The organism is Kitasatospora sp. NPDC001119 (assembly GCF_053598475.1).
In genome coordinates, this window is record NZ_JBSFKI010000019.1 from 162,927 (window position 1) to 183,993 (window position 21,067).

The window sequence follows — 21,067 nt, forward strand, 5'->3', positions numbered from 1 at the left end:
GCCGTGCATGCCAAGCTCCTGCCCGAGATCGGCGGCAGCTCCCCGCGGGCCTGGGTACGGGCCGGGGGAGTACCGGAGGACTGCTGGGTGGGGAGGACGTGCGACCGGAAGCCTGCCCGCGCCGCTGTTCCCGGCAACCTGCCCGGCGCCCGCCGAGCCGGCGGTGGGACGCCCCGGAGCCCGTGTGCGTCCCGGCGCACGCCTCCGCCGGGCGCGCCCCGGCCGACCCGGTCCACCCGTGAACGAGCGGGCCGGTAGGGAGGACACGCGTCCGTGCGCGGTGAGCGCCGAATGGGCTAAGAAGGACGGGAACGGACAACACGAAAAGGATTCGGACGTGCTGCTTCGCGGGGGACGCCACCCGTCGTCGTACTCCCCACTGCATCAACGACCTTCGGTCATCCTCGCACCGGCGACAAGGTTTTTGCAGCGGTACGACAGTAGTTTCGGGCCTTCTCCCGGGTGGATGCGCCATCGGAAATGAAGCCGTACCGAAGAGTTCACGTATTGGTAGCGCGGGCCCCCGAAATGTGCGCCTCGCGCGCCCCCCGTGCAGTCCAATGCGCCGAATGCGATCTCATCAATAGCCCGAACGGATGCCCAATAGTCCACTTGACGCACTGTCCGGCCGACCGCCACGGCTACGCTTCACGCCGTGAAGGCAATCCGCAGATTCACCGTCCGCACCGTCCTGCCCGAACAACTCCAGCCGCTGCACGAGCTGGCCCTCAACCTGCGCTGGTCCTGGCACCCCGAGACCAGGGACCTCTTCCGGTCCGTGGACCCGGAGGTCTGGGCCGCGACCGGCGAGGACCCGGTGCGGCTGCTCGGGGAGGTCCCGGCCGCCCGGCTGGCCGCGCTCGCCGCCGACCGGCGCTTCCTGCGCAGACTCGGCGACCTCGCCGACGACCTGCGCGAGTACCTGACCGGCCCCCGCTGGTACCAGACCCGGCAGCAGTCCGATGCCGCCCCGCTGCCCGCCGCGATCGCCTACTTCTCGCCCGAGTACGGCATCGCCGCCGCGCTGCCCCAGTACTCCGGTGGGCTCGGCATCCTGGCCGGCGACCACCTCAAGGCCGCCAGCGACCTCGGCGTGCCGGTCGTCGGCGTCGGCCTGTTCTACCGGCACGGCTACTTCCGCCAGTCCCTGAGCCGGGACGGCTGGCAGCAGGAGCGCTATCCGCTGCTCGACCCGGACGAACTCGCGGTCAGCCTGCTGCGGGAGGCCGACGGCACCCCCGGCCGGGTCGACCTGGCCCTGCCCGGCGGCCGCACCCTGGCCGCCCACATCTGGAAGGCCCAGGTCGGGCGGGTCCCGCTGCTGCTGCTCGACTCCGACATCGAGGCCAACTCGCCCGCCGAGCGGGACGTCACCGACCGGCTGTACGGCGGCGGCAGCGAGCACCGGCTGCTCCAGGAGATGCTGCTCGGCATCGGCGGCGTCCGGGCGGTGCGCGCCTACTGCCGGCTCACCGGGCACCCCGCCCCCGACGTCTTCCACACCAACGAGGGCCACGCCGGCTTCCTCGGCGTGGAGCGCATCCGCGAACTGGTCGCCGACGACCGGACCGGCCTCGACTTCGCCGCCGCCCTGGAGGCCGTCCGGGCCGGCACCCTCTTCACCACCCACACGCCCGTCCCGGCCGGCATCGACCGCTTCGACCGCGAGCTGGTCGCCCGCCACTTCGGCGGCGACGCCGCGCTGCCCGGCGTGCCGGTCGAGCAGGTGCTCGCGCTCGGCGCCGAGAGCTGGCAGGACGGGGACCCGAAGCTCTTCAACATGGCCGCCATGGGCCTGCGGCTGGCCCAGCGCGCCAACGGGGTCTCCACCCTGCACGGCGAGGTCAGCCGCTCGATGTTCAACGGCCTGTGGCCCGGCTTCGACCCGGCCGAGGTGCCGATCACCTCGGTCACCAACGGCGTGCACGCCGCCACCTGGATCGACCCGGCGGTGGTCCGGCTCGGCGCCGCCGAGATCGGCGCCGAGCGCGCCGAGGAGGCGATGACCACCGGCGAGAGCAAGCGCTGGACGGGTCTGGAGCGGATCGGCAACACCGAGGTCTGGCAACTGCGGCGCGCCCTGCGGGCCCAGCTGGTGGAGGAGGCCCGCCGCCGGCTGCACGCCTCCTGGCGCCGGCGCGGGGCCGGCGAGGCCGAGCTCGGCTGGGTCTCCTCGGTGCTCGACCCCGACGTGCTCACCATCGGCTTCGCCCGCCGGGTGCCCTCGTACAAGCGGCTCACCCTGATGCTGCGCGACCAGGAGCGGCTGCGCGCGCTGCTGCTGCACCCCACCAGGCCGGTGCAGATCGTGGTCGCCGGCAAGGCCCACCCGGCGGACGACGGCGGCAAGCGGCTGATCCAGCAGATGGTCGCCTTCGCCGACGACCCGGCGGTGCGGCACCGGATCGTCTTCCTGCCGGACTACGACATGGCGATGGCCCAGCGCCTCTACCCGGGCTGCGACGTCTGGCTGAACAACCCGCTGCGCCCGCTGGAGGCCTGCGGCACCTCCGGGATGAAGGCGGCGCTCAACGGCTGCCTCAACCTGTCCGTCCTGGACGGCTGGTGGGACGAGTGGTTCGACGGCCGCAACGGCTGGGCGATCCCCACGGCCGACGAGAGCGGCGGGGCGCTCGACCCGGACAGCGGCGAGGCCGAGCGGCGCGACGACATCGAGGCGGCCGCGCTCTACGACCTGATCGAGAACCAGGTCGCCGCCCGGTTCTACGACCGGGACGCGGACGGGCTGCCGCAGCAGTGGATCGCCATGGTCCGGCACACCCTGGTCACCCTCGGGCCCAAGGTGCTGGCCGGGCGGATGGTCCGGGAGTACGTCGAGCGGCTGTACGCCCCGGCGGCGCAGGCCCAGCGGGAGCTGGCCGGGCAGCACGGCCACGGCGCGCGCGAGCTGGCGCTCTGGAAGGCGACGGTCCGGGAGGCCTGGCCGGCCGTCCGGGTCGAGCACGTCGAGGCGGACTGCCCGACCGAGGCGCAGGAGCTGGGCAGTTCGCTGGAGCTGCGGGTGCAGGTCGCGCTCGGGACGCTGCGGCCGGGCGACGTCGAGGTGCAGGCGGTCTCCGGCCGGGTGGACGAGCGGGACCGGATCTCGGACGCCTGCCTGCTCGCCCTCAAGCCGGTCGGCGGGCCCGATCTGGACGGCCGGATCCGCTATGAGGGCTCGCTGGAGCTCTGCCGGACCGGCCCGTTCGGCTACACCGTCCGGGTGCTGCCCGCGCACCCGCGGCTGGCCTCGCCGGCCGAGCTGGGGCTGGTCGCGCTGCCGGCCGAGTCGGCCGGGATGGACGCGGGGCTGCTGCGCTGAGGCCGCGGGCGGCCGTCCACCGGTGGTGAACCGGGTGGGCGGCCGCCCGCGTACCTCCGTGCGGGAAATGGGGAATGCCCGGCCGGGTGCGTGACGGCGCACCCGGACGGGCACATTCGTGGGGTCCGGGCCGGGGCCCTAGACCAGGCTGTCCCGCCAGGCCCGGTGGAGGGCGGCGAAACGGCCGGAGCCGTCGATCAGCTCCTGTGGGGAGCCATCCTCCACGATCCGGCCCTGGTCCATCACCAGGACACGGTCGGCGATCTCCACGGTGGAGAGCCGGTGGGCGATGATCACGGCCGTCCGGCCGGCCAGCACGGTGCGCATGGCCCGCTGCACGGCCTGCTCCCCGGGGACGTCCAGCGAGCTGGTCGCCTCGTCCAGGATCAGCACCGCCGGGTCGGCCAGCAGTGCGCGGGCGAAGGCCACCAGCTGGCGCTGGCCGGCCGAGATCCGGCCGCCGCGCTTGCGCACGTCGGTGTCGAAGCCGTCCGGCAGGGCGGCGATGAACTCGTACGCGCCGATGTCCCGGGCGGCCTGCTCGACCTCCTCCCGGGTGGCGCCGGGGCGGCCGACCGCGATGTTCTCGGCGACGGTGCCGGAGAACAGGAAGGACTCCTGGGTCACCATCACGACGCCGCGCCGCAGTTCGGGGGTGGCCAGGTCGCGCAGGTCCACGCCGTCCAGCCGGATCCGGCCGTCGGTCGGGTCGTAGAAGCGGGCCAGCAGCTTGGCGACCGTGGACTTGCCCGCGCCCGTCGCGCCGACCACCGCGACCGTCTGCCCGGCGGGGATCAGCAGGTCGAAGGCCGGCAGCACCTCCTTGCCCGTCCGGTAGGCGAAGCGGGTGCCCTCGAAGGCGACCGCGCGGCCCTGGCCGGAGGCCTCCGGCAGCTCGGCGGGTTCGGCCGGCTCGGCGACGGTCGGCTCGTGGGCGAGCAGGCCGGCGATCTTCTCCAGGGCGGCGGCGGCCGACTGGTAGCTGTTCAGGAACATCGCCAGCTGGTCGACCGGGTCGAAGAGCCGGCGCAGGTAGAGCGCGAAGGCGGTGAGCACGCCCAGCTCCAGCGCGTCGTCGACGACCAGGTAGGCGCCGAGCAGCACCACGCCGGCGAACCACAGGTTGGCGGTGAGGCGGGAGAGGCCGACGTAGCGGGCGATCTCCAGCAGGCCGTCCGCGGTGGCGGTGGCGGACTGCCGGTTGACCACGGCGAAGGCGGCGTCGTTGGCCTTCTCCCGGCGGAAGGCCTGCACCGGGCGGATGCCGTTCATGGTCTCGGTGAAGCGGACGATCAGCGAGGCGGCCGAGGTGCGCGAGCGCCGGTAGACCCGGCGCGAGCGGCGGCGGAAGGAGTGGGCGATCAGGGCCAGCGGCAGGAAGGACGCCAGCGAGACCAGGCCGAGCCGCCAGTCCAGCACCACCAGCAGCACCGAGATGTAGCAGACCGACAGCAGGACCGTCAGCAGCTCCTGGAGGCCCTCGGAGAGCAGCTCGCGCAGCGCGTCGATGTCGCTGGTGGCGCGGGAGATGATCCGGCCCGAGGTGTAGCGCTCGTGGAAGTCCAGGCTGAGCCGCTGGGCGTGCCGGAAGATCCGGCCGCGCAGCTCCAGCACGATGTCCTGGTTGACCCGGGCGCTGATCTTGATGAAGACCCACTGCAGCACCGGGCTGAGCAGCGCGCAGAACAGGTAGGCCGCGACCACGGCGATCAGCGGGCCGGAGTCGTGCTCGCGCAGCGCCGGGATGCCGCGGTCCATCGCCACCGCGACCAGCAGCGGGCCGGACTGGAGCGCGGCCTGCTGGACCAGGATCACCACCATCGCGACGGTGATCCGGGCCCGGTGGGTGCGCAGCAGCGAGCGCAGCAGCGCCCGGGGCGCGCCGGGTGGGACGGGGATGTCCTCCTCGTCGGCGGGCGGCGGGGGGAGCTCCTCCTCGGCCGGCGCGACGGGTTCGGCCCGTACGGGTTCGGCGGTGGTGGTCATGCGCGCGCTCCTTCCGGTGCGAGGGGGCCGTCGGGTATCAGGGCGGCCTCGCCCGACATCAGTTCCCGGTAGTGCGCGCAGTCGCGCAGCAGTTCCTGGTGGGTGCCGACGGCCGTGATCCGGCCGTCCGCCAGCACCGCGACCCGGTCGGCGAGCAGCACGGTGCTGGGGCGGTGGGCGACCACCAGGGCGGTGGTGGTGCCGAGGACCTCGCGCAGGGCCCGCTCGACGAGGGCCTCGGTGTGCACGTCCAGGGCGGAGAGCGGGTCGTCCAGGACGAGGAAGGCCGGGTCGCCGACCACCGCGCGGGCCAGCGCGAGGCGCTGGCGCTGGCCGCCGGACAGGCTCAGGCCCTGCTCGCCGACCTCGGTGTCCGGGCCGTTCGGGAGTTTCTCGACGAAGCCGGCCTGGGCGGTGTCGAGGGCGGTGCGCAGCTGTTCGTCGCCGGCGCCCGGGGCGCCCATCAGGACGTTCTCCCGGACGGTGGCGGAGAACAGGGTGGGCTCCTCGAAGGCGACCGAGACGAGTTCGCGCAGCCGCGGCCGGGGCAGTTCGCGGATGTCCCGGCCGTCCAGCGTGATGGTGCCGGCGGTGGCCTCGTACAGCCGGGGGAGCAGGGCGGTGAGGGTGGTCTTGCCGCTGCCGGTGGCGCCGACCAGGGCCATCGTCTCGCCGCTGCGGATGTGCAGGTCGACGCCGGCCAGCAGGTCGGGGCTGTCGTCGGGGGCGTCGGGGTAGCGGAAGCGGACGCCGGTGAAGCGGATGCCGTCCGGGGCGGTGGGCGCGGCGGCGGTGCCCGGGGCGGGGGCGTCCGCCTCGGGGGTGTCCGGTTCGTCCAGCACCTCGAAGAAGCGGTCGGTGGCGGTGGCGGCCTCGTTGGCGTAGGCGAGCAGCCAGCCGAGCGACTCGACCGGCCAGCGCAGCGCGAGCGCGGTGGAGAGGAAGGCGACCAGGGTGCCGGCGCTCAGGTCGTCGTGGGCCACCAGGTAGGCGCCGACGGCGAGGGCGCCGGCGAGCGCGATCTCCGGCAGGCCGACGATGACGGCCCAGAGGTTGGCGAGCAGGTGCGCCTTGCGCAGTTCGGTGCGCCGCAGCTCCTGGGCCTGGGCGCGGAAGCGCTCGGTCATCGACCGGTGCCGGCCGAAGGCCTTGAGGATGCGGATGCCGAGGACGGACTCCTCGACCAGGGTGGCGATGTCCCCGTTCTGGTCCTGGGCGAGCCGGGCGGCGCCGGAGAAGCCGGACTCGAACCGCCGGGTGAGCACGAACAGCGGGACGACGGGCACCAGGGCGATCAGCGCGAGCCGCCAGTCCTGGGTGAACATCACCACGGTGCCGGCCAGGAACATCACCGAGTTGACGATCAGGAAGACCAGCGGGAAGGCCAGGAACAGCCGCATGGTGTACATGTCGGCGGTGGCCCGGGAGAGCAGCTGGCCGGAGCCCCAGCGGTCGTGGAAGGAGACCGGCAGCCGTTGGAGCTTGGCGAAGAGGTCCCCGCGCATCGCCGTCTCCAGCCCGGCCAGCGGGCGGGCCAGCACCACCCGGCGGGTGTAGAACAGCGCGGACTCGACCATTCCGAGGACCAGCAGCAGGCCGACCAGCGGCCAGAGGCCGGCCAGGTCGTGCTCGGCGAGCGGGCCGTCCACGATCAGGCCGAGGACCACCGGGACGGCGAGGGTGCTGAGCATGCCGAGGGTGGCGGCCGTCACCGAGACGGCCAGCCGGCCGCGGACGGCGCGCGCGTACGGCCACAGGCGCAGCAGGGAGCGGACCGTGGAGTGCCGCGGCCCGGGCCCGGCGGGGCCGGTTCCGTCGCTCTGGGGGCTTCCCGGGGTCGGGTTCTCGGGGTCTTGTCTGTTCTCGGCCATCGCGGTGAGGGTAGGCAGACGGGCCGTCATTTCTCATCCGGTTTTTCGCCCCTGTCGGTGGCGCCCGGCGAGAACCGGCCACTCGGACGGGCGGTGCGGGCGCGAATTAGGGGGCGTGCGCCGCCATTCGTGCAGGTAGGAGTGCGCCGTGCGCCTCTTGCGGGCGCCTGCCGATGAGCCGATGACACGTCCTGTACGGATGTCCAGTGGTGCGTGAGTGACAGGAGTGCACAGATGACGGTCGAAACCGAGCCCACCCCCGGCCCCGGCTCGGCAATCGTGCAGGTACGGGCCCAGCTCAGCCTCAGCACGACCGCGGCGAGGAACCTGGCGACGACGACCAAGTCGAAGCCGCAGATGCAGGAGATCACCTCCCGCTGGCTGCTGAAGATGCTGCCGTGGGTGCAGGTCAGCGCGGGTACCTACCGGGTCAACCGGCGGCTGAGCTACGCGCCCGGGCGCGGCCGGGTGAGCTTCGCCAAGACCGGCGCCGCGGTGACGGTGGTCGCCCCCTCGCTGGCCGAGGTCCCGGCGCTGCGCGGCTTCGAGGACGAGGAGGTGCTGGCCGAGCTGGCCCGCCGGTTCGTGCAGCGGGACTTCGCGCAGGGCGAGGTGCTGGTGCAGGAGGGGGCGCCGATCGAGGAGGTGTTCCTGATCGCGCACGGCAAGGTGGACCGGATCGGCACCGGCAAGTACGGCGAGGTGACGGTGCTCGGCACGCTCGCCGACGGCGACCACGTCGGCGACGAGGCGATCACCGAGGGCGGCGGCAGCTGGCCGTACACCGTGAAGGCGAGCACCTCCGGGGTCGCGATGGCGCTGTCCTGGCCGGTGCTCCAGGAGCTGATCGGCCGTTCCGAGTCGCTGCGCGAGCAGCTGCTGGGCTTCGCCGCCGACGCCGCGCAGGCGCAGAACGAGCACGGCGAGGCGGAGATCGACCTCGCGGCCGGCCGGCAGGGCGAGTACGAGCTGCCCGGCGCCTTCGTGGACTACGAGCTGCGGCCGCGCGAGTACGAGCTGAGCGTCGCGCAGACCGTGCTCAAGGTGCACAGCCGGGTCGCGGACCTCTACAACCAGCCGATGAACCAGACCGAGGAGCAGCTGCGGCTGACCATCGAGGCCCTGCGGGAGCGGCAGGAGCACGAGATCATCAACAACCCGGAGTTCGGGCTGCTCGGCAACACCGACTTCGACCAGCGGATCCAGACCCGCGCCGGGGCGCCCACCCCGGACGACCTGGACGAGCTGCTGAGCATGCGCCGCGACACCGACTACCTGTTCGCCCACCCGCGCGCGATCGCGGCCTTCGAGCGGGAGTGCAACCGGGTCGGCGTCTACCCGTCCACCGTCGACGTCCTCGGCAAGCAGCGGCCGACCTGGCGCGGGGTGCCGATCTTCCCGTGCAACAAGATCCCGGTGTCCGACCAGCAGACCAGCGCGTTCATCGCGATGCGCGTCGGCGAGGACAACCAGGGCGTGGTCGGCCTGACCCAGATCGGCATCCCGGACGAGGTGGAGCCGGGTCTGAACGTCCGCTTCATGGGCATCGACGAGAAGGCGATCGCCTCCTACCTGGTGAGCACCTACTACTCGGCGGCGGTGCTGGTGCCGGACGCGATCGGCGTGCTGGAGAACGTCGAGCTCGGGCACGCCGGGAGCTGAGCCCCGGCTACGTGGCGGGGGCGGGCGCGCGCAGCAGCCGCAGCGAGCGCCCGCCCAGCACGACGGTGCCGGCCGGGGACGGTTCGTCGGGGTGTACGGCGGCGGTGTCGACCAGGGGCTCCCAGCCGGGGGCCGGCGCCGCCGCGGGCAGGGTGAACACCACCGGTTCGTGGCCCGCGTTGAGCAGCAGCAGGAAGCCGTCGTCGCCGATCGGCCGCCCGGCCTCGTCGCATTCGGGCAGCGCGGAGCCGGAGAGCAGCATGCCGAGGCAGGCGGTCGGCGCGAACCAGTCGGCCTCGGTCATCTCCGTGCCCCGCGGGGTGAACCAGGTGAGGTCGGGCCGGCCGCCGGGGGTGGTGGCCCGGCCGGAGAAGAACGCCCGCCGGTGGAGCACCGGGTGGTCCCGGCGCAGCCGGACCAGCCGGGCGGTGAGCGCGCACAGCTCCTGCCAGCCGGGCTGTTCCAGCAGGGACCAGTCCAGCCAGCCGACCTCGTTGTCCTGGCAGTAGGCGTTGTTGTTGCCGCCCTGGGTGCGGCCGAGCTCGTCCCCGGCGGTGAGCATCGGGACGCCGGCGGAGAGCAGCAGGGTGGCCGTCAGGTTGCGCAGTTGGCGCAGGCGCAGCCGGTTGACCTGCTCGTCGGTGGTCTCGCCCTCGGCGCCGTGGTTCCAGGAGCGGTTGTCGTCGGTGCCGTCCCGGTTGTCCTCGCCGTTGGCCTCGTTGTGCTTGCGGTCGTAGGAGACCAGGTCGCGCAGGGTGAAACCGTCGTGCGCCGTCACGTAGTTGACCGAGGCGTACGGGCGGCGGCCGGCCCGCTGGTAGAGGTCGGAGGAGCCGGAGAGGCGGTAGCCGAGTTCGCGGACGTCCGGGCGGGCGCCGCGCCAGAAGTCCCGGACGGTGTCGCGGTACTTGTCGTTCCACTCGGCCCACAGCGGGGGGAAGCCGCCGACCTGGTAGCCGCCCGGGCCGACGTCCCAGGGTTCGGCGATCAGCTTCACCCGGTTCAGCACCGGGTCCTGGGCGACGGCGGCGAGGAAGGGGTGGTCGGTGTCGACGGCGTCGCCGCCGTTCGTGCCGCCGCGGGCCAGGGCGGCGGCCAGGTCGAAGCGGAAGCCGTCCACGCCCATCTCGGTGACCCAGTACCGCAGCGAGTCGGTGACCAGCCGGATCACCTGGGGGCGGCGGGTGTCCAGGGTGTTGCCGCAGCCGGTGTAGTCGGCGTAGCCGCGCGGGCGGTTGGGCGGGAGGCGGTAGTAGGCGGCGTTGTCGATGCCGCGGAGGCTGAGCGAGGGGCCGAGTTCGGCGCCCTCGGCGGTGTGGTTGAACACCACGTCCAGGATCACCTCGATCCCGGCGGCGTGCAGGGCGCGGACCATCCGCTTGAACTCGCCGACCTGGCCGCCGCGGGAGCCGGAGGCGGAGTAGCCGGCGTGCGGGGCGAAGTAGCCGATCGTGTTGTAGCCCCAGTAGTTGACCAGGCCGCGGGCCTGGAGGTGGTCCTCGCTGGCGTACTGGTGCACCGGCAGCAGTTCGACGGCCGTCACCCCGAGGCGGGTGAGGTGGGCGAGGGCGGCGGGGTGGGCGAGGCCGGCGTAGGTGCCGCGCAGCGGCGGGGGGACGTCGGGGTGGCGCATGGTGAAGCCGCGCACGTGCAGCTCGTAGAGGACGGTCTCGGCCCACGGGGTCTTCGGGCGGCGGTCGTCGGACCAGTCGTCCTCGTCGTGGACGACCACGGACCTGGGCACGTACGGCGCGGAGTCGCGGTTGTCCCGGACGGTGTCGGCGACGTCCGCCTCGGGCCAGTTGCGGACGGCCGCGCAGGCGGCGTCGTGGGAGGTGTAACAGCCGTCGACGGCGCGGGCGTACGGGTCGAGCAGCAGCTTGGCGGGGTTCCAGCGGGCGCCGGTCCACGGGTCCCAGCGGCCGTGCACGCGGTAGCCGTAGCGGGTGCCGGGGCGTACGCCGGGGAGGAAGCCGTGCCAGACCTGGACGTCCTGCTCGGTGAGGTGGTGGCGGGTCTCCTGGCCGTCCTCGTCGAACAGGCACAGTTCGACGGCTTCGGCGGCGGGGGCCCAGAGGGCGAAGTTGGTGCCTCGCCGGCCCGTGCGGTCCAGGTGGTAGCGGGCGCCGAGGGGTTGGCAGCTGCCGGGGTTCAGCTGCTGTTCTGACGCCATGGCGGGGGCCTCCCTGGGCGGGGTGTTCTGGGTCCATTCACCTTCTCTTTCCCGGAATGTGTTGGCCGGAAGCGGTCCGGGGTTTCGGGAGCGGGGGTTTCGGGGGCGGCGTGTCTTCGTTGGGAGGGTTCTCGTTGTTCCGGGCATCGGACTTGAACAGTGGGAGGGCCCCGGGATGCGGCGCCGTGGACGGGTGTGGGCGCGGGGCGTGGCGGCGGTGGCCTGCTGCGTGGCGGTCCTGGCGGGGTGCGGCGGGCCTCCGGTCGTGCCGGACGGGGACGCGGTGGGGCCGGGTGGGCGTACGGCCCCGGCGGCGCCCTCGCGGGCGGTGCTCTCGGTGCAGCCGGTGGACGGGGCGCAGGACGTGCGGCCGGAGGGGGCCGTCCGGGTGACGGTGGCGCAGGGGCGGCTGGTCTCGGTGCGGCTGGCGGACGGGAAGGGCACGGAGGTGCCGGGCACGATCGCGGCCGACGGCGGCGCGTGGGCGCCGGACGGGCCGCTGCCGCTCGGGACGGCCTTCACGGTGGACTCCGTGGCGGAGGACGACCAGGGGCAGCGGGCGGCCCAGCACTCGGCGTTCACGACCGTCACCCCGACGCACACCTTCGTGGCGTTCTTCACCCCGGAGGACGGTTCCACGGTCGGGGTCGGGATGCCGGTCTCGCTGCGGTTCAGCCGTCCGATCACCGACCGGGCGGCGGTGGAGAAGGCGGTGCAGGTCACCGCCGATCCGCCGGTGCCGGTGGCCGCGCACTGGTTCGACGGGCAGCGGCTGGACTTCCGCCCGCAGGCGTACTGGGCGGCCGGGACGAGGGTCACGGTGGCGCTGCGGCTCAAGGACGTGCAGGGCGCGCCGGGGGAGTACGGCACCCAGAGCCGGGAGCTGCACTTCACCGTCGGGCGGGCGCAGGTCTCCACCGTCGACCTGGACGCCCACACCCTGACCGTCCGGGCGGGGCAGGGCGGCAAGGTGGTCCGGGTGCTCAAGGTCTCCGGCGGCAGCCGGGACCACTCCACCTACCGGGGGGTGATGGTGGTGTCGGAGAAGTACAAGGTGACCAGGATGAACTCGCAGACCGTCGGCATGGGCGACGAGTACGACATCAAGGACGTGCCGCACGCGATGCGGCTGACCGCCTCCGGCACCTTCGTGCACGGCAACTACTGGGCGGACCCGGGGGTGTTCGGCGCCGCCAACACCAGTCACGGCTGCATCGGGCTCTCCGACGTCAAGGGCGGGGCGAGCAAGGACTCCCCGGCGGGCTGGCTGTTCGAGCACACCCTGGAGGGGGACGTGCTGGAGGTGAAGGCCTCGTCCGGGGACTTCGTGCCGCCGCAGAACGGGCTGAACGGCTGGAACGTGCCGTGGGAGCAGTGGGTGGCGGGGAGCGCGCTGGGGCGGGGGGCGACGGCCACCGCGTCCGCTTCGGCGGCTCCTCCGTCGGCTTCGGCGCTGCCGTAAGTCCCGTTCGCCCGTTACGTCCTGTCTTCACCACGGTTTCACGCCCGCGTCAACCGACTCCTCTCAGGATTCACTCGGACGGCTTAGCTATCCTGCTCCGGCGCGCCCGCAGCCCGGCCCGGAAAGATCCACGTCCGGTGCAACTCACGGGGGCACTCAACGCGTCAAGAGAGTGAATACCGGGAGGGGAGAAACCGTGAAGACGGGGAAGACGGCCGGCACCGCGATACGCACCACCAACCGCTACGGGCGGAAGAGTGCGATGGCGCTGGTCATGGGCGGGGTACTGCTGCTCACCGCGGCCTGTGGCGACGACAAGGGCAGTGGTTCGGGCGGTACGGGGGGTTCGGGCGGCGGCAGCGCGGCCTCGGCCGCGGCGGACGGGGGCGGGTCGGCCACGCCGAAGCCCTCGGCCGCGGTGCTGGCCGTGGAGCCGAAGGACGGTGCCCTGGACGTCCCGCCGAACGGGCTGCAGGTGTCCGTCTCGAACGGCAAGCTGACGACGGTCGAGGTGACCGACAAGGACGGCAAGCCGGTCGAGGGCGCGATCACCCCGGACGGCTCCGGCTGGAAGCCCGCGGGGGCGCTCGCGGTCGGCATGGCGTACAAGGTGAACGCCCAGGCGAAGGACGGCGAGGGCCTGGTGGCCGCGTCCACCACCTCGTTCACCACGCTGACGCCGGAGAAGAAGATCTCCACCAACGACAACATCAGCGACGGCGCCACCTACGGCGTCGGCATGATCGTCTCGGTGAACTTCAACAAGGACGTCAAGAACAAGGACGCCGTCGTCAAGGGCATCTCCATCGAGAGCAGCAACGGCACCGTGGTGAAGGGCCACTGGTTCGGCGACCGCCGGGTGGACTTCCGTCCGGAGGCGTACTGGGCGCCGGGCACCAAGGTGACCGTCAAGTACCGGCTGAAGAACGTCGAGGTCGCCCCCGGCATCTACGGCGACGTGGACAAGGACGAGCCGTTCACCATCGGCCGGTCGATGGTCTCCACCGCGGACGCCAAGGCGCACCAGATGACCGTCGAGCGGGACGGCAAGAGCACCACCCTGCCGGTCACCCTCGGCGCGGACGCCACGCCGTCCTGGGGCGGGACGATGGTGGTCATGTCCAAGGAGAAGGTCACCCGGATGAACTCGCAGACCGTCGGTCTCGGCGGCGAGTACGACATCCAGGACGTGCCGCACGCGATGCGGCTGACCACCTCCGGCACCTTCGTGCACGGCAACTACTGGGCCAGCCCGTTCGGCAAGACCAACGCCAGCCACGGCTGCGTGTCGATGCAGGACGTGAAGGGCGGCAGCGACTCCTCCGTCGCCGGCAAGTTCTTCAACGACTCGATGATCGGTGACCCGATCAAGGTCGTGAACACCAAGGAGAAGACCGTCGCGCCCTCCAACGGGCTCGGCGGCTGGAACGTCGACTGGGCCGCCTGGTAGGCCCCTTCGGCGTCCGTCGTCCGTCGTGCGGCCCGGTCCTCACTCGTTGGGGTCGGGCCGCCGCGGTTTCCGGGGCGAGCAGCCCCACGCATGGCGCAACCTTTCCGGTGGCCGGTTGCGTATACCGGTCGGGTCCGTCGGGTCCACGGGGAGTTTCTCGGATCTTCTGAGGGAGGGAATCGACGATGAGGTCGATACGCAGAGTGGTGGCCGTCGGTCTGGTCGGCGGGGCGATGGCGCTGACGGCCGCCTGCGGTGGGGGCAGCGGGGCAAGCGGGGGGAACGGGGGCGGGGGGAGCGCGGCCAAGGCCGATCTGGCGGCCGGCGCGGCGAGCGCCAAGCCCACGGAGGCGGCGCCCAGCAGCAAGGCGCCGAAGGTCTCCATGGCCGCGGTGAGCATCGAGCCCAAGGCCGGCTCGGTGGACGTGGCGCCGAACGCGCTCAAGGTCGGCGCGACCGGGGGCAAGCTGACCACCGTCAAGGTGAGCGACAAGACCGGCAAGGAGGTCCCCGGGACGATCTCCGCCGACGGCGCCTCCTGGACGCCCGCGGCGGGCCTGGAGGTGGGCACCGCCTACCGGGTCAGCGCGATGGCCGCGGACGCCGACGGCGCGGTCGCCACGGCGGACAGCGACTTCACCACGCTGACCCCGACGGCGCTCGCCAAGGCCTCGGACAACGTGGACGACAACGCCACGTACGGCGTCGGCATGATCGTCTCGGTGAACTTCAGCAAGGACGTGAAGAACCGGGACGAGGTCGCCCGCGGCATCAGCTTCGAGACCAGCAACGGCACCGTGGTCAAGGGCCACTGGTTCGGCGACCGCCGGCTGGACTTCCGCCCCGAGCAGTACTGGGCGCCGGACACCAAGGTGACCGTCAAGTACCGGCTGAAGAGCGTCGAGATCGCCCCCGGGGTGTACGGCGCGGACCGGGACGAGCCCTTCACGATCGGGCGGTCCCAGATTTCGACGGTTGACGCCGCTGCGCACAAGATGACGGTCGTACAGGGTGGTCAGTCGAGCGAGATCGACATCAGCGCCGGCGCGCCCGAACACCCCACCTGGAACGGCACGATGGTGGTCATGTCCAAGGAGGGTGTGGTGCGGATGCAGTCCAGCAGCATGCCCGGCATGACCGGCGCGCCGTACGACCTCCAGGTCCCGCACTCGATGCGGCTCACCGACTCCGGCACGTACGTGCACGGCAACTACTGGAGCAGCAGCAGGACCTTCGGCGAGGACAACGTCAGCCACGGCTGCGTGGGCCTCAAGGACGTCGAGGGCGGCGGCTCCGGCACGTCGGCGGGCAAGTTCTACGACGGCTCGCTGATCGGTGACGTGATGATCGTGAAGAACTCGATCCGGAAGGAGACGCTCGACCCGTCGAACGGGCTGAGCGGCTGGAACGTCCCGTGGAGCGCCTGGTAAACCGCCGCTGAGGTGGGGGAGGGGTCAACCCGGGATTGACGGAAGTCGGCCCGGGGGGACCCCTTCTTGCATCCGGCATATGCCGACGCGGAGAGATCGTTTGCTCATTGTCCGTACGCGGCTGCTTGCGTTCCGCAATGATGGTCCGCATGGCGGGTTGGGGCGAAGCAGATCAGTCATTGGTTTCCGGGGCCGGCGTGGTCGCCGAAGTGTCCTGGATCGACGTGCAGGACGGCGGGCTCTCGGCGTTGGAGCGGCTCACCTCCGCGGAGCTGGAGGAGATGTATTCCAGCAGACTGTGCGACCAGTCCGCGCCCAACGAGGTACGGCTGCCCTCCCGGCCGGAGTCGGGCCCGGTGGCCCGTCGGCTGGTGCTCTCGGTCCTGAAGTCCTGGGAGCTCCACCAGCACCTGGAGGCCGGGGAACTGCTCACCAGTGAGCTGGTGTCCAACGCGGTGCGGCACGCGGCCGGCCGCACCATCGGACTGCACGTCAGCCGCAAGCCCGGCTGGCTCCGGATCGAGGTCCGGGACTCCTCCCGGGCGCTGCCCTGCATGATCCTCGCCGAGGCCCAGCCGGTGAACGAGCGCGGGCGGGGGCTGAGGGTCGTCGACGACCTCGCCGACCGCTGGGGCGCGGACCTGCTGCCGCGGGGCAAGGGCGTCTGGTTCGAGCTGAAGGTGCGCGAGCGGGGCTGAGGCGTCCGGCCGGTCGGCGCTTTTTTTGTGGGGAAACGCGCAGGGCCCCCGGATTCGCCGTGGTCCGGCGGGCGGGGGCCCTTGCAAGTCATCGCGCCGGCCAAGGGGGTGCGTGCCGCGCGATGGGCGTCGGCAGTGCCAGGTCGGGCCCGCCGAAGTCATCAACCCAGGGCGGCGTGCGGTGTCGCCCGCCGTTGGGCTGCTTCGACTATCGCATGGATCTCAGCATGCGGGCAAACCAGATGACTTCGAATGCAAGGCATGTTACGTAGTTCACCTTTGGATTTTGCATAGGTTAACGCTGCCGCCTGTGAATATTCATGATCACGGGCCTGCTTGCCTACTTCGTCGGCTGCCAGGGGTTGCGCAGCGAGAGCATCGGGGTGTCGACGCCGAGCCTCGTCGCGGTGCTGTGCAGCGACTCCCGCAGGTACGGGTAGAGCACGGTGACCCCGATCTGCTCGATGAACTGCCGCTGGAGGTCTTCCGCCAGTTCGAACGGCTCGCCGACGGAGAACGCGGCCGTCGCATCGACGGCGAAGTCCGCCTGGGTGCCGGCCAGCTCAAGGCGGCACCGCACTTCCAGGACGGTTCCGCCGTCCCGCTCGCGGAGCCATGTGAGGAGTGTCGTCCGGCTCTCCGCCTCCTCGCGATCCTCCTGCTGGTCGAAGAGCCGACGGCCTGAGACCTCCAGGAACGTGACGTCCAGGAGTTCGGCGGCCTCGGTGATCTCGCCGACGGACGCGAATCGCCGAGTCGGCCTGTCGGTGGACCGACCCGCCATCACGCCGTCACCGGCCTCTGGCTGTCCGGCTCCCAGGCCGCGGGTCGTGGCCCGGGCCCCCGTTCACGGACGGCCACGTGGACCTCGACCTCCACGGGGGCCGGCTGCCAGGCCGGTGCGACGGCCGAGCAGGTGTGGTCGACCATGCTGTGGAGCCGGGCATCGACGGCCCGCGCGTAGCGCTGCAGGGTGGAGTAGCGGGCGTCGCCTCCGACGCGTTCGAACTCGGAGACGGTCGACTGGGATGTCCCCATGCGCTGTGCGACCTCGCGCTGGGTGAGGCCGCGCTTCTGGCGGGCCACGACGAGCGTCTCCACCAGTGCGGCGTAGGCCTCGGCGTCTTCCAGGCCCGCTGCGGTGTGGGGGTCGTCCGGGTCGATGCCGAGTAGATCATGCAGTGTGGGTGCCATGGTCTCCCTACCCTCCCGTTGATTCAACAGTATCGCCCAAAGCCGATACCGAGAACCGGGTGCTCAGTCTTTTGGGTTACGGTTCCGCCAATCCTTGAGGCGCCTCTCAGCTGTGCTGAGCTCGCTCGGCGGGGTCTTCTGGGTCTTCTTCTGGAAGAAGGACAGCGCGAGGAGTACGAGACCGTCGGCCTCCTCGGCGTAGAGGAGTCGGAAGATGCGGCGGTTGCCGGTGAGCCGAACCTCAAGGAGGTCGCTCCCGAGGCTCTTGACGTCGCCCGGCAGGGTCTGCCTCTCCTGGACCCGCCGCATCAGAACGGCGAGTTTGGTCTCCTCGTGGGACGCGAGACGGGCCTTCTCCAAGTCCTTGCGCACCGGCGTCGATCCGTCCGCGCCCTCGTAGAAGGCCCACTGTCGTTCGTCCAACGCTCACCCGCCATGCGTCTCGCCCAATCTGTTTATAGGAAGTCTAGGGCCCTGTCCGCTTCGGTCGACATGTCAACGGATGTGCACCGCTTGGCTGTTGTGATCGCGAAGGGTGTCGCGGATCCGGGCGGCGTGGCGGTGGACGGCGGCCGGGGAGAGGGCGCCCGGGCGGGGTGGTGCGGCCGGTGGGGTGCCGGGGGTGCTGCGGCAGGCGCGGCAGAGGCCGCCGAGGAGGGCGTGCGGGCGGCAGGGGGTGCGGCAGTCGGTGCACTCGGGAATGGGGACCGGCTGCGGGGGACGCGGGGCCTGCGGACGTTCGGGTGGCAGCTTGTCGATCAGGCGGCGCCGGGTGAAGCCCGCCGGGCTGTGGATGTCCGGCGGCAGGTTCGCGGTGAGCGCGGCGGTGAAGAGGGGGAGCGTGGTCCCCCGGTCCAGCCACTCGGCGGCCAGCGGTTCGAGCGCGGCGCAGTCGGCGGCGGAGAGGGCGAGGCGGGGGTCCACGAGGCCGAGGCCGGCGAGGGCGGCGTAGGCGGCCGAAGTGGGGGAGGTGCGGTTGAGCGTTCGCTCCCTGGGGGGATCGGGTGCGGCGGGCGTTGACGCCTCCCCGGTGGAGAGGAAGTGCGCCCACCAGCCGTCGGAGCGGGGCGTCCGGGAGAAGTAGGTGCGGAAGACCCAGCGGCACTGGCGGGAGTCGAGGCGCTCACGGACGCGGCGCAGGTGACCTGCGGTGGAGAGCTTGGTCAGGGCCGAGCGGCAGGCCATCTGCCCGTAGTGGGGCTGGAGGACGGCGAGGGTCTTCGCGTCCATGGCGGCGCCGTCGGGGAGGCGGTCGATGAGCGAGGCGAGGTAGGCCTCGCGGGCCGGGAGGTGAACGAAGTCGCGCGCGGAGCGGGGGAGTTGCTCCGGGGCGGACTGCTTGCCGTACCCAGGGGTGGCCATGGCGGTATCGTCGTGGGTGGCCACAGGATCGAGTTCCGATCGATCGTGCCGGTCAGACCCCCGTTCGGTGTTGGTAGCACCGGCGGGGGTTGTTTCGTTGGTGCGCACGCTACACGGGGGAACCGACTGTGGTGTAGTCGTGACGATAAGTCATATGTGCTGCGTGCGGGGGTGGTTGGGAGGTAGTTACCTCACCGTTCCATTAAGGGGTCACTCGGCTCGTGCTGCTTGAGCTTCGGAGGCGAAGGCGATGAAGGCGGACCAGGCCTCGGGGGAGAAGGTGAGGGTCGGGCCGGCCTTGTCCTTGGAGTCGCGGACGTGGATGGCGGAGGGGGAGGTGGCGACCTCGACGCAGTTGCCCTCGTCGTGGTCGCTGTAGCTAGAGCGGAGCCACGGTTTGGTGGTGTTCATAGTTGCTCCAGTGTCTTTCGGACGAGCTGTGCCGATTCCTTCGCGTTCAGCGCCTGCGCGCGGATCATTGCGTGGCGTCGGCTGAGCCTGCCTACGAGTTGTGGTTCGGAGTGGAGCGCGTTCGTTTCATGTGTCTCAACATACGCATACTGCTCGTTGTTGACCGTTTCCAAGATGACGAGCGATCCCGAGAGGCCGGTAGGGGGTAGCTCTCCGGTGGGTACGATCTGGACCCGCGTGTTGCGTGAGTCCTCGAAGTCAAGCAGCCGGTGAAGCTGCTCCTTCATGACCTCCCTGCCGCCGACGGAGGTGTGAAGGGCTGCTTCGTAAATGGTGAAGCTGAACATCACCTCGGGCTTCGCGAGCAGATCCTGCCGCTTGAGACGGAATGCCAGGCGTTCTTTAGCGGTGGCGTCGTCCACGGGTGGCAAGTGGCGACTGAGTACCGCCCTGGCGTAGTTCTCGGTCTGCAGCAGGCCCGGGATGTAGAGGGCCTCATAGAAGTAGAAGGCAATCGCCTCCTTCTCGACGTCGAAGAAGACATCACTGCGCGCCGGCTTGGTCTCGGGGAGAAGATACGGCTCGGCCGCCACCAGCATCCCCTTCGCGTCGCACAGTTCATCCGCCGCCTGAAGCACCTTGAGCGTTGGCCGCCGCCTCCCTGCCTCCATCGACCGGACGCTCTCGATGTCGTAGCTGGCTGCCTGGCTCAACTGTTCTCGCGTCACGCCCGCCGTCGCCCGCCACCGCTTGAGCTGGTCGCCGCAGTACTTCCACGACATCGGGTTCTCCTTCGGCACGCTCACGGCCGGTACCCCTCCCTGCCCTGGTCACAGGGCGGTCAAGCTGTCGCTGTACATGCGGTGTAACTGTTGAGGCTATGCCTGGATGCCGACGATCGAAGGGTGAAATGGCCGAACTCAGCTCTCCCGAGTGACGCCGTCCGTACACACCCAAGGACCCTGATGCTCACTCAGCCCGCCGACGTCGTCGAGTGGATGTTCCCCCGGCTCCCCCGTAGCGCCGGCCGTGCCCGTATCCGGTTCATCCGGCAGGCCTTCGAGTGGGAGGTGCCCATCGACTCCGCCGAGACCGGGCTGATCCTCCTCAGCGAACTCGTCACCAACGCCTGCCGCCACGCCCGTTCCCCGCGTGACCGGATGATCGGTGTCCGCGTTCTCCTCCCCACCGACTCCCTGCTCCGGATCGAGGTCTCGGACGCGAACTCCACCCTCCCGACCCCGTGCGAGGCCACCCCGGACGACGAGTCCGGCCGGGGCCTCGAACTCGTCGCCGCCCTGGCCACGTCGTGGGGCGCCCACCTGCGCGGTGACGGCTACATCGGCAAGACGGTCTGGTGCGAACTCGCCCTCCCCACCCCGGCCAACCCGCACGGCTGAGCCCCCTGGGTTTCGGGCGTACGCAACTGTCCTCCCGCCGGAGCGCGTCCTGATCTTCGACGGCGTCGGAAGCCGCCGCCCGAGAGGATCAGGAGACCTGTATGCGCCCGCTGCCCTGGCCGCCCGCCCCGATCAGGACCGAGCGGCTCGTACTCCGCGAGCCCGAGGCCCGGGACCGTGCGGCGTTCGTCGAGCTGCTGGCCTCGGCGGAGGTGAACACCTACCTCGGTGGCCCCAAGCCGCGGGACGAGGTCGAGCGCGAGATGCCCGGGGCGCCCAGCCGGAGCCCCGGGGTCTTCGCCGTCGATCTCGACGGGGAGACGATCGGCCAGGTCCTGCTCCGCAAGGAGGCGGGGCGCCTCGGCCGGGTCGGTGAGCAGGCCGAACTCGGCTACCTGTTCCTGCCGCAGGCCTGGGGTCGCGGCTACGCCGCCGAGGCGTGCGCGGCGGTCCTCGACTGGTTCACCGGCGTGCTGCCCGGCGAGCCGGTGGTGCTCGCCACCCAGACCGCCAACCTCCCCTCGATGCGCCTCGCCGCGAAGCTGGGCTTCACCGAGGTGGAGCGCTTCGAGGCCTTCGGCGCCGACCAGTGGCTCGGCCGGTGGTCCCCGGAGCCGCACCGGGACTGACCGTCCCCGCCGCCGGT

General features: G+C 71.6%; 17 protein-coding genes. 8 read left to right on the forward strand and 9 right to left on the reverse strand.

Annotated features, from left to right (window positions below):
- Positions 1 to 655: 655 nt before the first annotated feature.
- Positions 656 to 3,322: an alpha-glucan family phosphorylase gene (gene glgP, locus ACWDD9_RS24065; RefSeq protein ID WP_049651957.1), complete on the forward strand. Its 2,667-nt coding sequence runs from the start codon at positions 656 to 658 to the stop codon at positions 3,320 to 3,322.
- A gap of 138 nt (positions 3,323 to 3,460) precedes the next feature.
- Here the strand turns inward: glgP and ACWDD9_RS24070 are convergent, their stop codons facing one another.
- Entirely contained in the window at positions 3,461 to 5,308 is a 1,848-nt protein-coding gene (locus ACWDD9_RS24070; RefSeq protein ID WP_117489576.1) for an ABC transporter ATP-binding protein, read from the reverse strand.
- On the reverse strand, positions 5,305 to 7,179 hold the full coding sequence (locus ACWDD9_RS24075; protein WP_449812609.1) for an ABC transporter ATP-binding protein: 1,875 nt from the start codon (positions 7,177 to 7,179) through the stop codon (positions 5,305 to 5,307). Before ACWDD9_RS24075 ends, ACWDD9_RS24070 begins: the two co-directional genes overlap by 4 nt.
- Before the next feature lie 234 nt (positions 7,180 to 7,413).
- Between ACWDD9_RS24075 and ACWDD9_RS24080 the strand changes: the two genes are divergently transcribed.
- Entirely contained in the window at positions 7,414 to 8,841 is a 1,428-nt protein-coding gene (locus tag ACWDD9_RS24080) for a family 2B encapsulin nanocompartment shell protein (protein WP_449812610.1), read from the forward strand.
- A gap of 7 nt (positions 8,842 to 8,848) precedes the next feature.
- Here the strand turns inward: ACWDD9_RS24080 and glgX are convergent, their stop codons facing one another.
- Positions 8,849 to 11,014 carry a glycogen debranching protein GlgX gene (glgX, locus tag ACWDD9_RS24085; protein WP_449812611.1) on the reverse strand — a complete coding sequence of 722 codons (2,166 nt, stop codon included), beginning with the start codon at positions 11,012 to 11,014 and terminating at the stop codon, positions 8,849 to 8,851.
- A gap of 175 nt (positions 11,015 to 11,189) precedes the next feature.
- Here glgX and ACWDD9_RS24090 point away from each other — a divergent pair, with 175 nt between their 5' ends.
- The 4 genes from ACWDD9_RS24090 to ACWDD9_RS24105 all read left to right on the forward strand — a co-directional run bounded on the left by ACWDD9_RS24090 (position 11,190) and on the right by ACWDD9_RS24105 (position 16,054).
- Positions 11,190 to 12,476 carry a L,D-transpeptidase gene (locus ACWDD9_RS24090; protein WP_449812612.1) on the forward strand — a complete coding sequence of 429 codons (1,287 nt, stop codon included), beginning with the start codon at positions 11,190 to 11,192 and terminating at the stop codon, positions 12,474 to 12,476.
- Positions 12,477 to 12,672: 196 nt separating this feature from the next.
- Entirely contained in the window at positions 12,673 to 13,926 is a 1,254-nt protein-coding gene (locus ACWDD9_RS24095; protein WP_234348164.1) for a L,D-transpeptidase, read from the forward strand.
- Positions 13,927 to 14,111: 185 nt separating this feature from the next.
- On the forward strand, positions 14,112 to 15,356 hold the full coding sequence (locus ACWDD9_RS24100) for a L,D-transpeptidase (protein ID WP_449812613.1): 1,245 nt from the start codon (positions 14,112 to 14,114) through the stop codon (positions 15,354 to 15,356).
- A gap of 209 nt (positions 15,357 to 15,565) precedes the next feature.
- Positions 15,566 to 16,054 carry an ATP-binding protein gene (locus ACWDD9_RS24105; RefSeq protein WP_449812614.1) on the forward strand — a complete coding sequence of 163 codons (489 nt, stop codon included), beginning with the start codon at positions 15,566 to 15,568 and terminating at the stop codon, positions 16,052 to 16,054.
- 340 nt (positions 16,055 to 16,394) lie between these two features.
- Here the strand turns inward: ACWDD9_RS24105 and ACWDD9_RS24110 are convergent, their stop codons facing one another.
- The 6 genes from ACWDD9_RS24110 to ACWDD9_RS24135 all read right to left on the reverse strand — a co-directional run bounded on the left by ACWDD9_RS24110 (position 16,395) and on the right by ACWDD9_RS24135 (position 19,827).
- Positions 16,395 to 16,838 (reverse strand): hypothetical protein, encoded by a 444-nt coding sequence (locus ACWDD9_RS24110; protein ID WP_049649065.1) that lies wholly within the window; start codon positions 16,836 to 16,838, stop codon positions 16,395 to 16,397.
- Entirely contained in the window at positions 16,838 to 17,248 is a 411-nt protein-coding gene (locus ACWDD9_RS24115) for a helix-turn-helix domain-containing protein (protein WP_063780013.1), read from the reverse strand. The genes ACWDD9_RS24110 and ACWDD9_RS24115 overlap by 1 nt, the downstream gene beginning before the upstream one ends.
- Before the next feature lie 63 nt (positions 17,249 to 17,311).
- Positions 17,312 to 17,671 carry a type II toxin-antitoxin system RelE/ParE family toxin gene (locus ACWDD9_RS24120; RefSeq protein WP_049649066.1) on the reverse strand — a complete coding sequence of 120 codons (360 nt, stop codon included), beginning with the start codon at positions 17,669 to 17,671 and terminating at the stop codon, positions 17,312 to 17,314.
- A 72-nt stretch (positions 17,672 to 17,743) separates the two neighbouring features.
- Complete coding sequence (locus ACWDD9_RS24125) at positions 17,744 to 18,610, reverse strand: hypothetical protein (protein ID WP_449812615.1); 867 nt, start codon at positions 18,608 to 18,610, stop codon at positions 17,744 to 17,746.
- 210 nt (positions 18,611 to 18,820) lie between these two features.
- Positions 18,821 to 19,021 carry a DUF397 domain-containing protein gene (locus tag ACWDD9_RS24130; protein ID WP_449812616.1) on the reverse strand — a complete coding sequence of 67 codons (201 nt, stop codon included), beginning with the start codon at positions 19,019 to 19,021 and terminating at the stop codon, positions 18,821 to 18,823.
- Positions 19,018 to 19,827, reverse strand: coding sequence for a helix-turn-helix domain-containing protein (locus ACWDD9_RS24135; RefSeq protein ID WP_387822098.1), 810 nt, complete (start codon positions 19,825 to 19,827; stop codon positions 19,018 to 19,020). Before ACWDD9_RS24135 ends, ACWDD9_RS24130 begins: the two co-directional genes overlap by 4 nt.
- 159 nt (positions 19,828 to 19,986) lie before the next feature.
- On the opposite strand from ACWDD9_RS24135, the gene ACWDD9_RS24140 reads away from it, so the two are divergent.
- Together ACWDD9_RS24140 and ACWDD9_RS24145 are read left to right on the forward strand one after the other, a co-directional pair.
- Positions 19,987 to 20,421, forward strand: coding sequence for an ATP-binding protein (locus tag ACWDD9_RS24140; protein ID WP_387968308.1), 435 nt, complete (start codon positions 19,987 to 19,989; stop codon positions 20,419 to 20,421).
- A gap of 101 nt (positions 20,422 to 20,522) precedes the next feature.
- Positions 20,523 to 21,050: a GNAT family N-acetyltransferase gene (locus ACWDD9_RS24145; protein ID WP_049649071.1), complete on the forward strand. Its 528-nt coding sequence runs from the start codon at positions 20,523 to 20,525 to the stop codon at positions 21,048 to 21,050.
- The last annotated feature ends 17 nt before the right edge of the window (positions 21,051 to 21,067 follow it).

What these genes read in the sequence shown, in the direction of transcription:
- ACWDD9_RS24110 (WP_049649065.1), bottom strand. Translation starts at nt 16,838, where the DNA reads ATGGCGGGTCGGTCCACCGACAGGCCGACTCGGCGATTCGCGTCCGTC.
- ACWDD9_RS24145 (WP_049649071.1), top strand. Translation starts at nt 20,523, where the DNA reads ATGCGCCCGCTGCCCTGGCCGCCCGCCCCGATCAGGACCGAGCGGCTC.
- ACWDD9_RS24115 (WP_063780013.1), bottom strand. Translation starts at nt 17,248, where the DNA reads ATGGCACCCACACTGCATGATCTACTCGGCATCGACCCGGACGACCCC.
- ACWDD9_RS24140 (WP_387968308.1), top strand. Translation starts at nt 19,987, where the DNA reads ATGCTCACTCAGCCCGCCGACGTCGTCGAGTGGATGTTCCCCCGGCTC.
- ACWDD9_RS24100 (WP_449812613.1), top strand. Translation starts at nt 14,112, where the DNA reads ATGAGGTCGATACGCAGAGTGGTGGCCGTCGGTCTGGTCGGCGGGGCG.
- ACWDD9_RS24070 (WP_117489576.1), bottom strand. Translation starts at nt 5,308, where the DNA reads ATGACCACCACCGCCGAACCCGTACGGGCCGAACCCGTCGCGCCGGCC.
- ACWDD9_RS24125 (WP_449812615.1), bottom strand. Translation starts at nt 18,610, where the DNA reads ATGGCCACCCCTGGGTACGGCAAGCAGTCCGCCCCGGAGCAACTCCCC.
- ACWDD9_RS24075 (WP_449812609.1), bottom strand. Translation starts at nt 7,179, where the DNA reads ATGGCCGAGAACAGACAAGACCCCGAGAACCCGACCCCGGGAAGCCCC.
- ACWDD9_RS24080 (WP_449812610.1), top strand. Translation starts at nt 7,414, where the DNA reads ATGACGGTCGAAACCGAGCCCACCCCCGGCCCCGGCTCGGCAATCGTG.
- ACWDD9_RS24130 (WP_449812616.1), bottom strand. Translation starts at nt 19,021, where the DNA reads ATGAACACCACCAAACCGTGGCTCCGCTCTAGCTACAGCGACCACGAC.
- glgX (WP_449812611.1), bottom strand. Translation starts at nt 11,014, where the DNA reads ATGGCGTCAGAACAGCAGCTGAACCCCGGCAGCTGCCAACCCCTCGGC.
- ACWDD9_RS24090 (WP_449812612.1), top strand. Translation starts at nt 11,190, where the DNA reads ATGCGGCGCCGTGGACGGGTGTGGGCGCGGGGCGTGGCGGCGGTGGCC.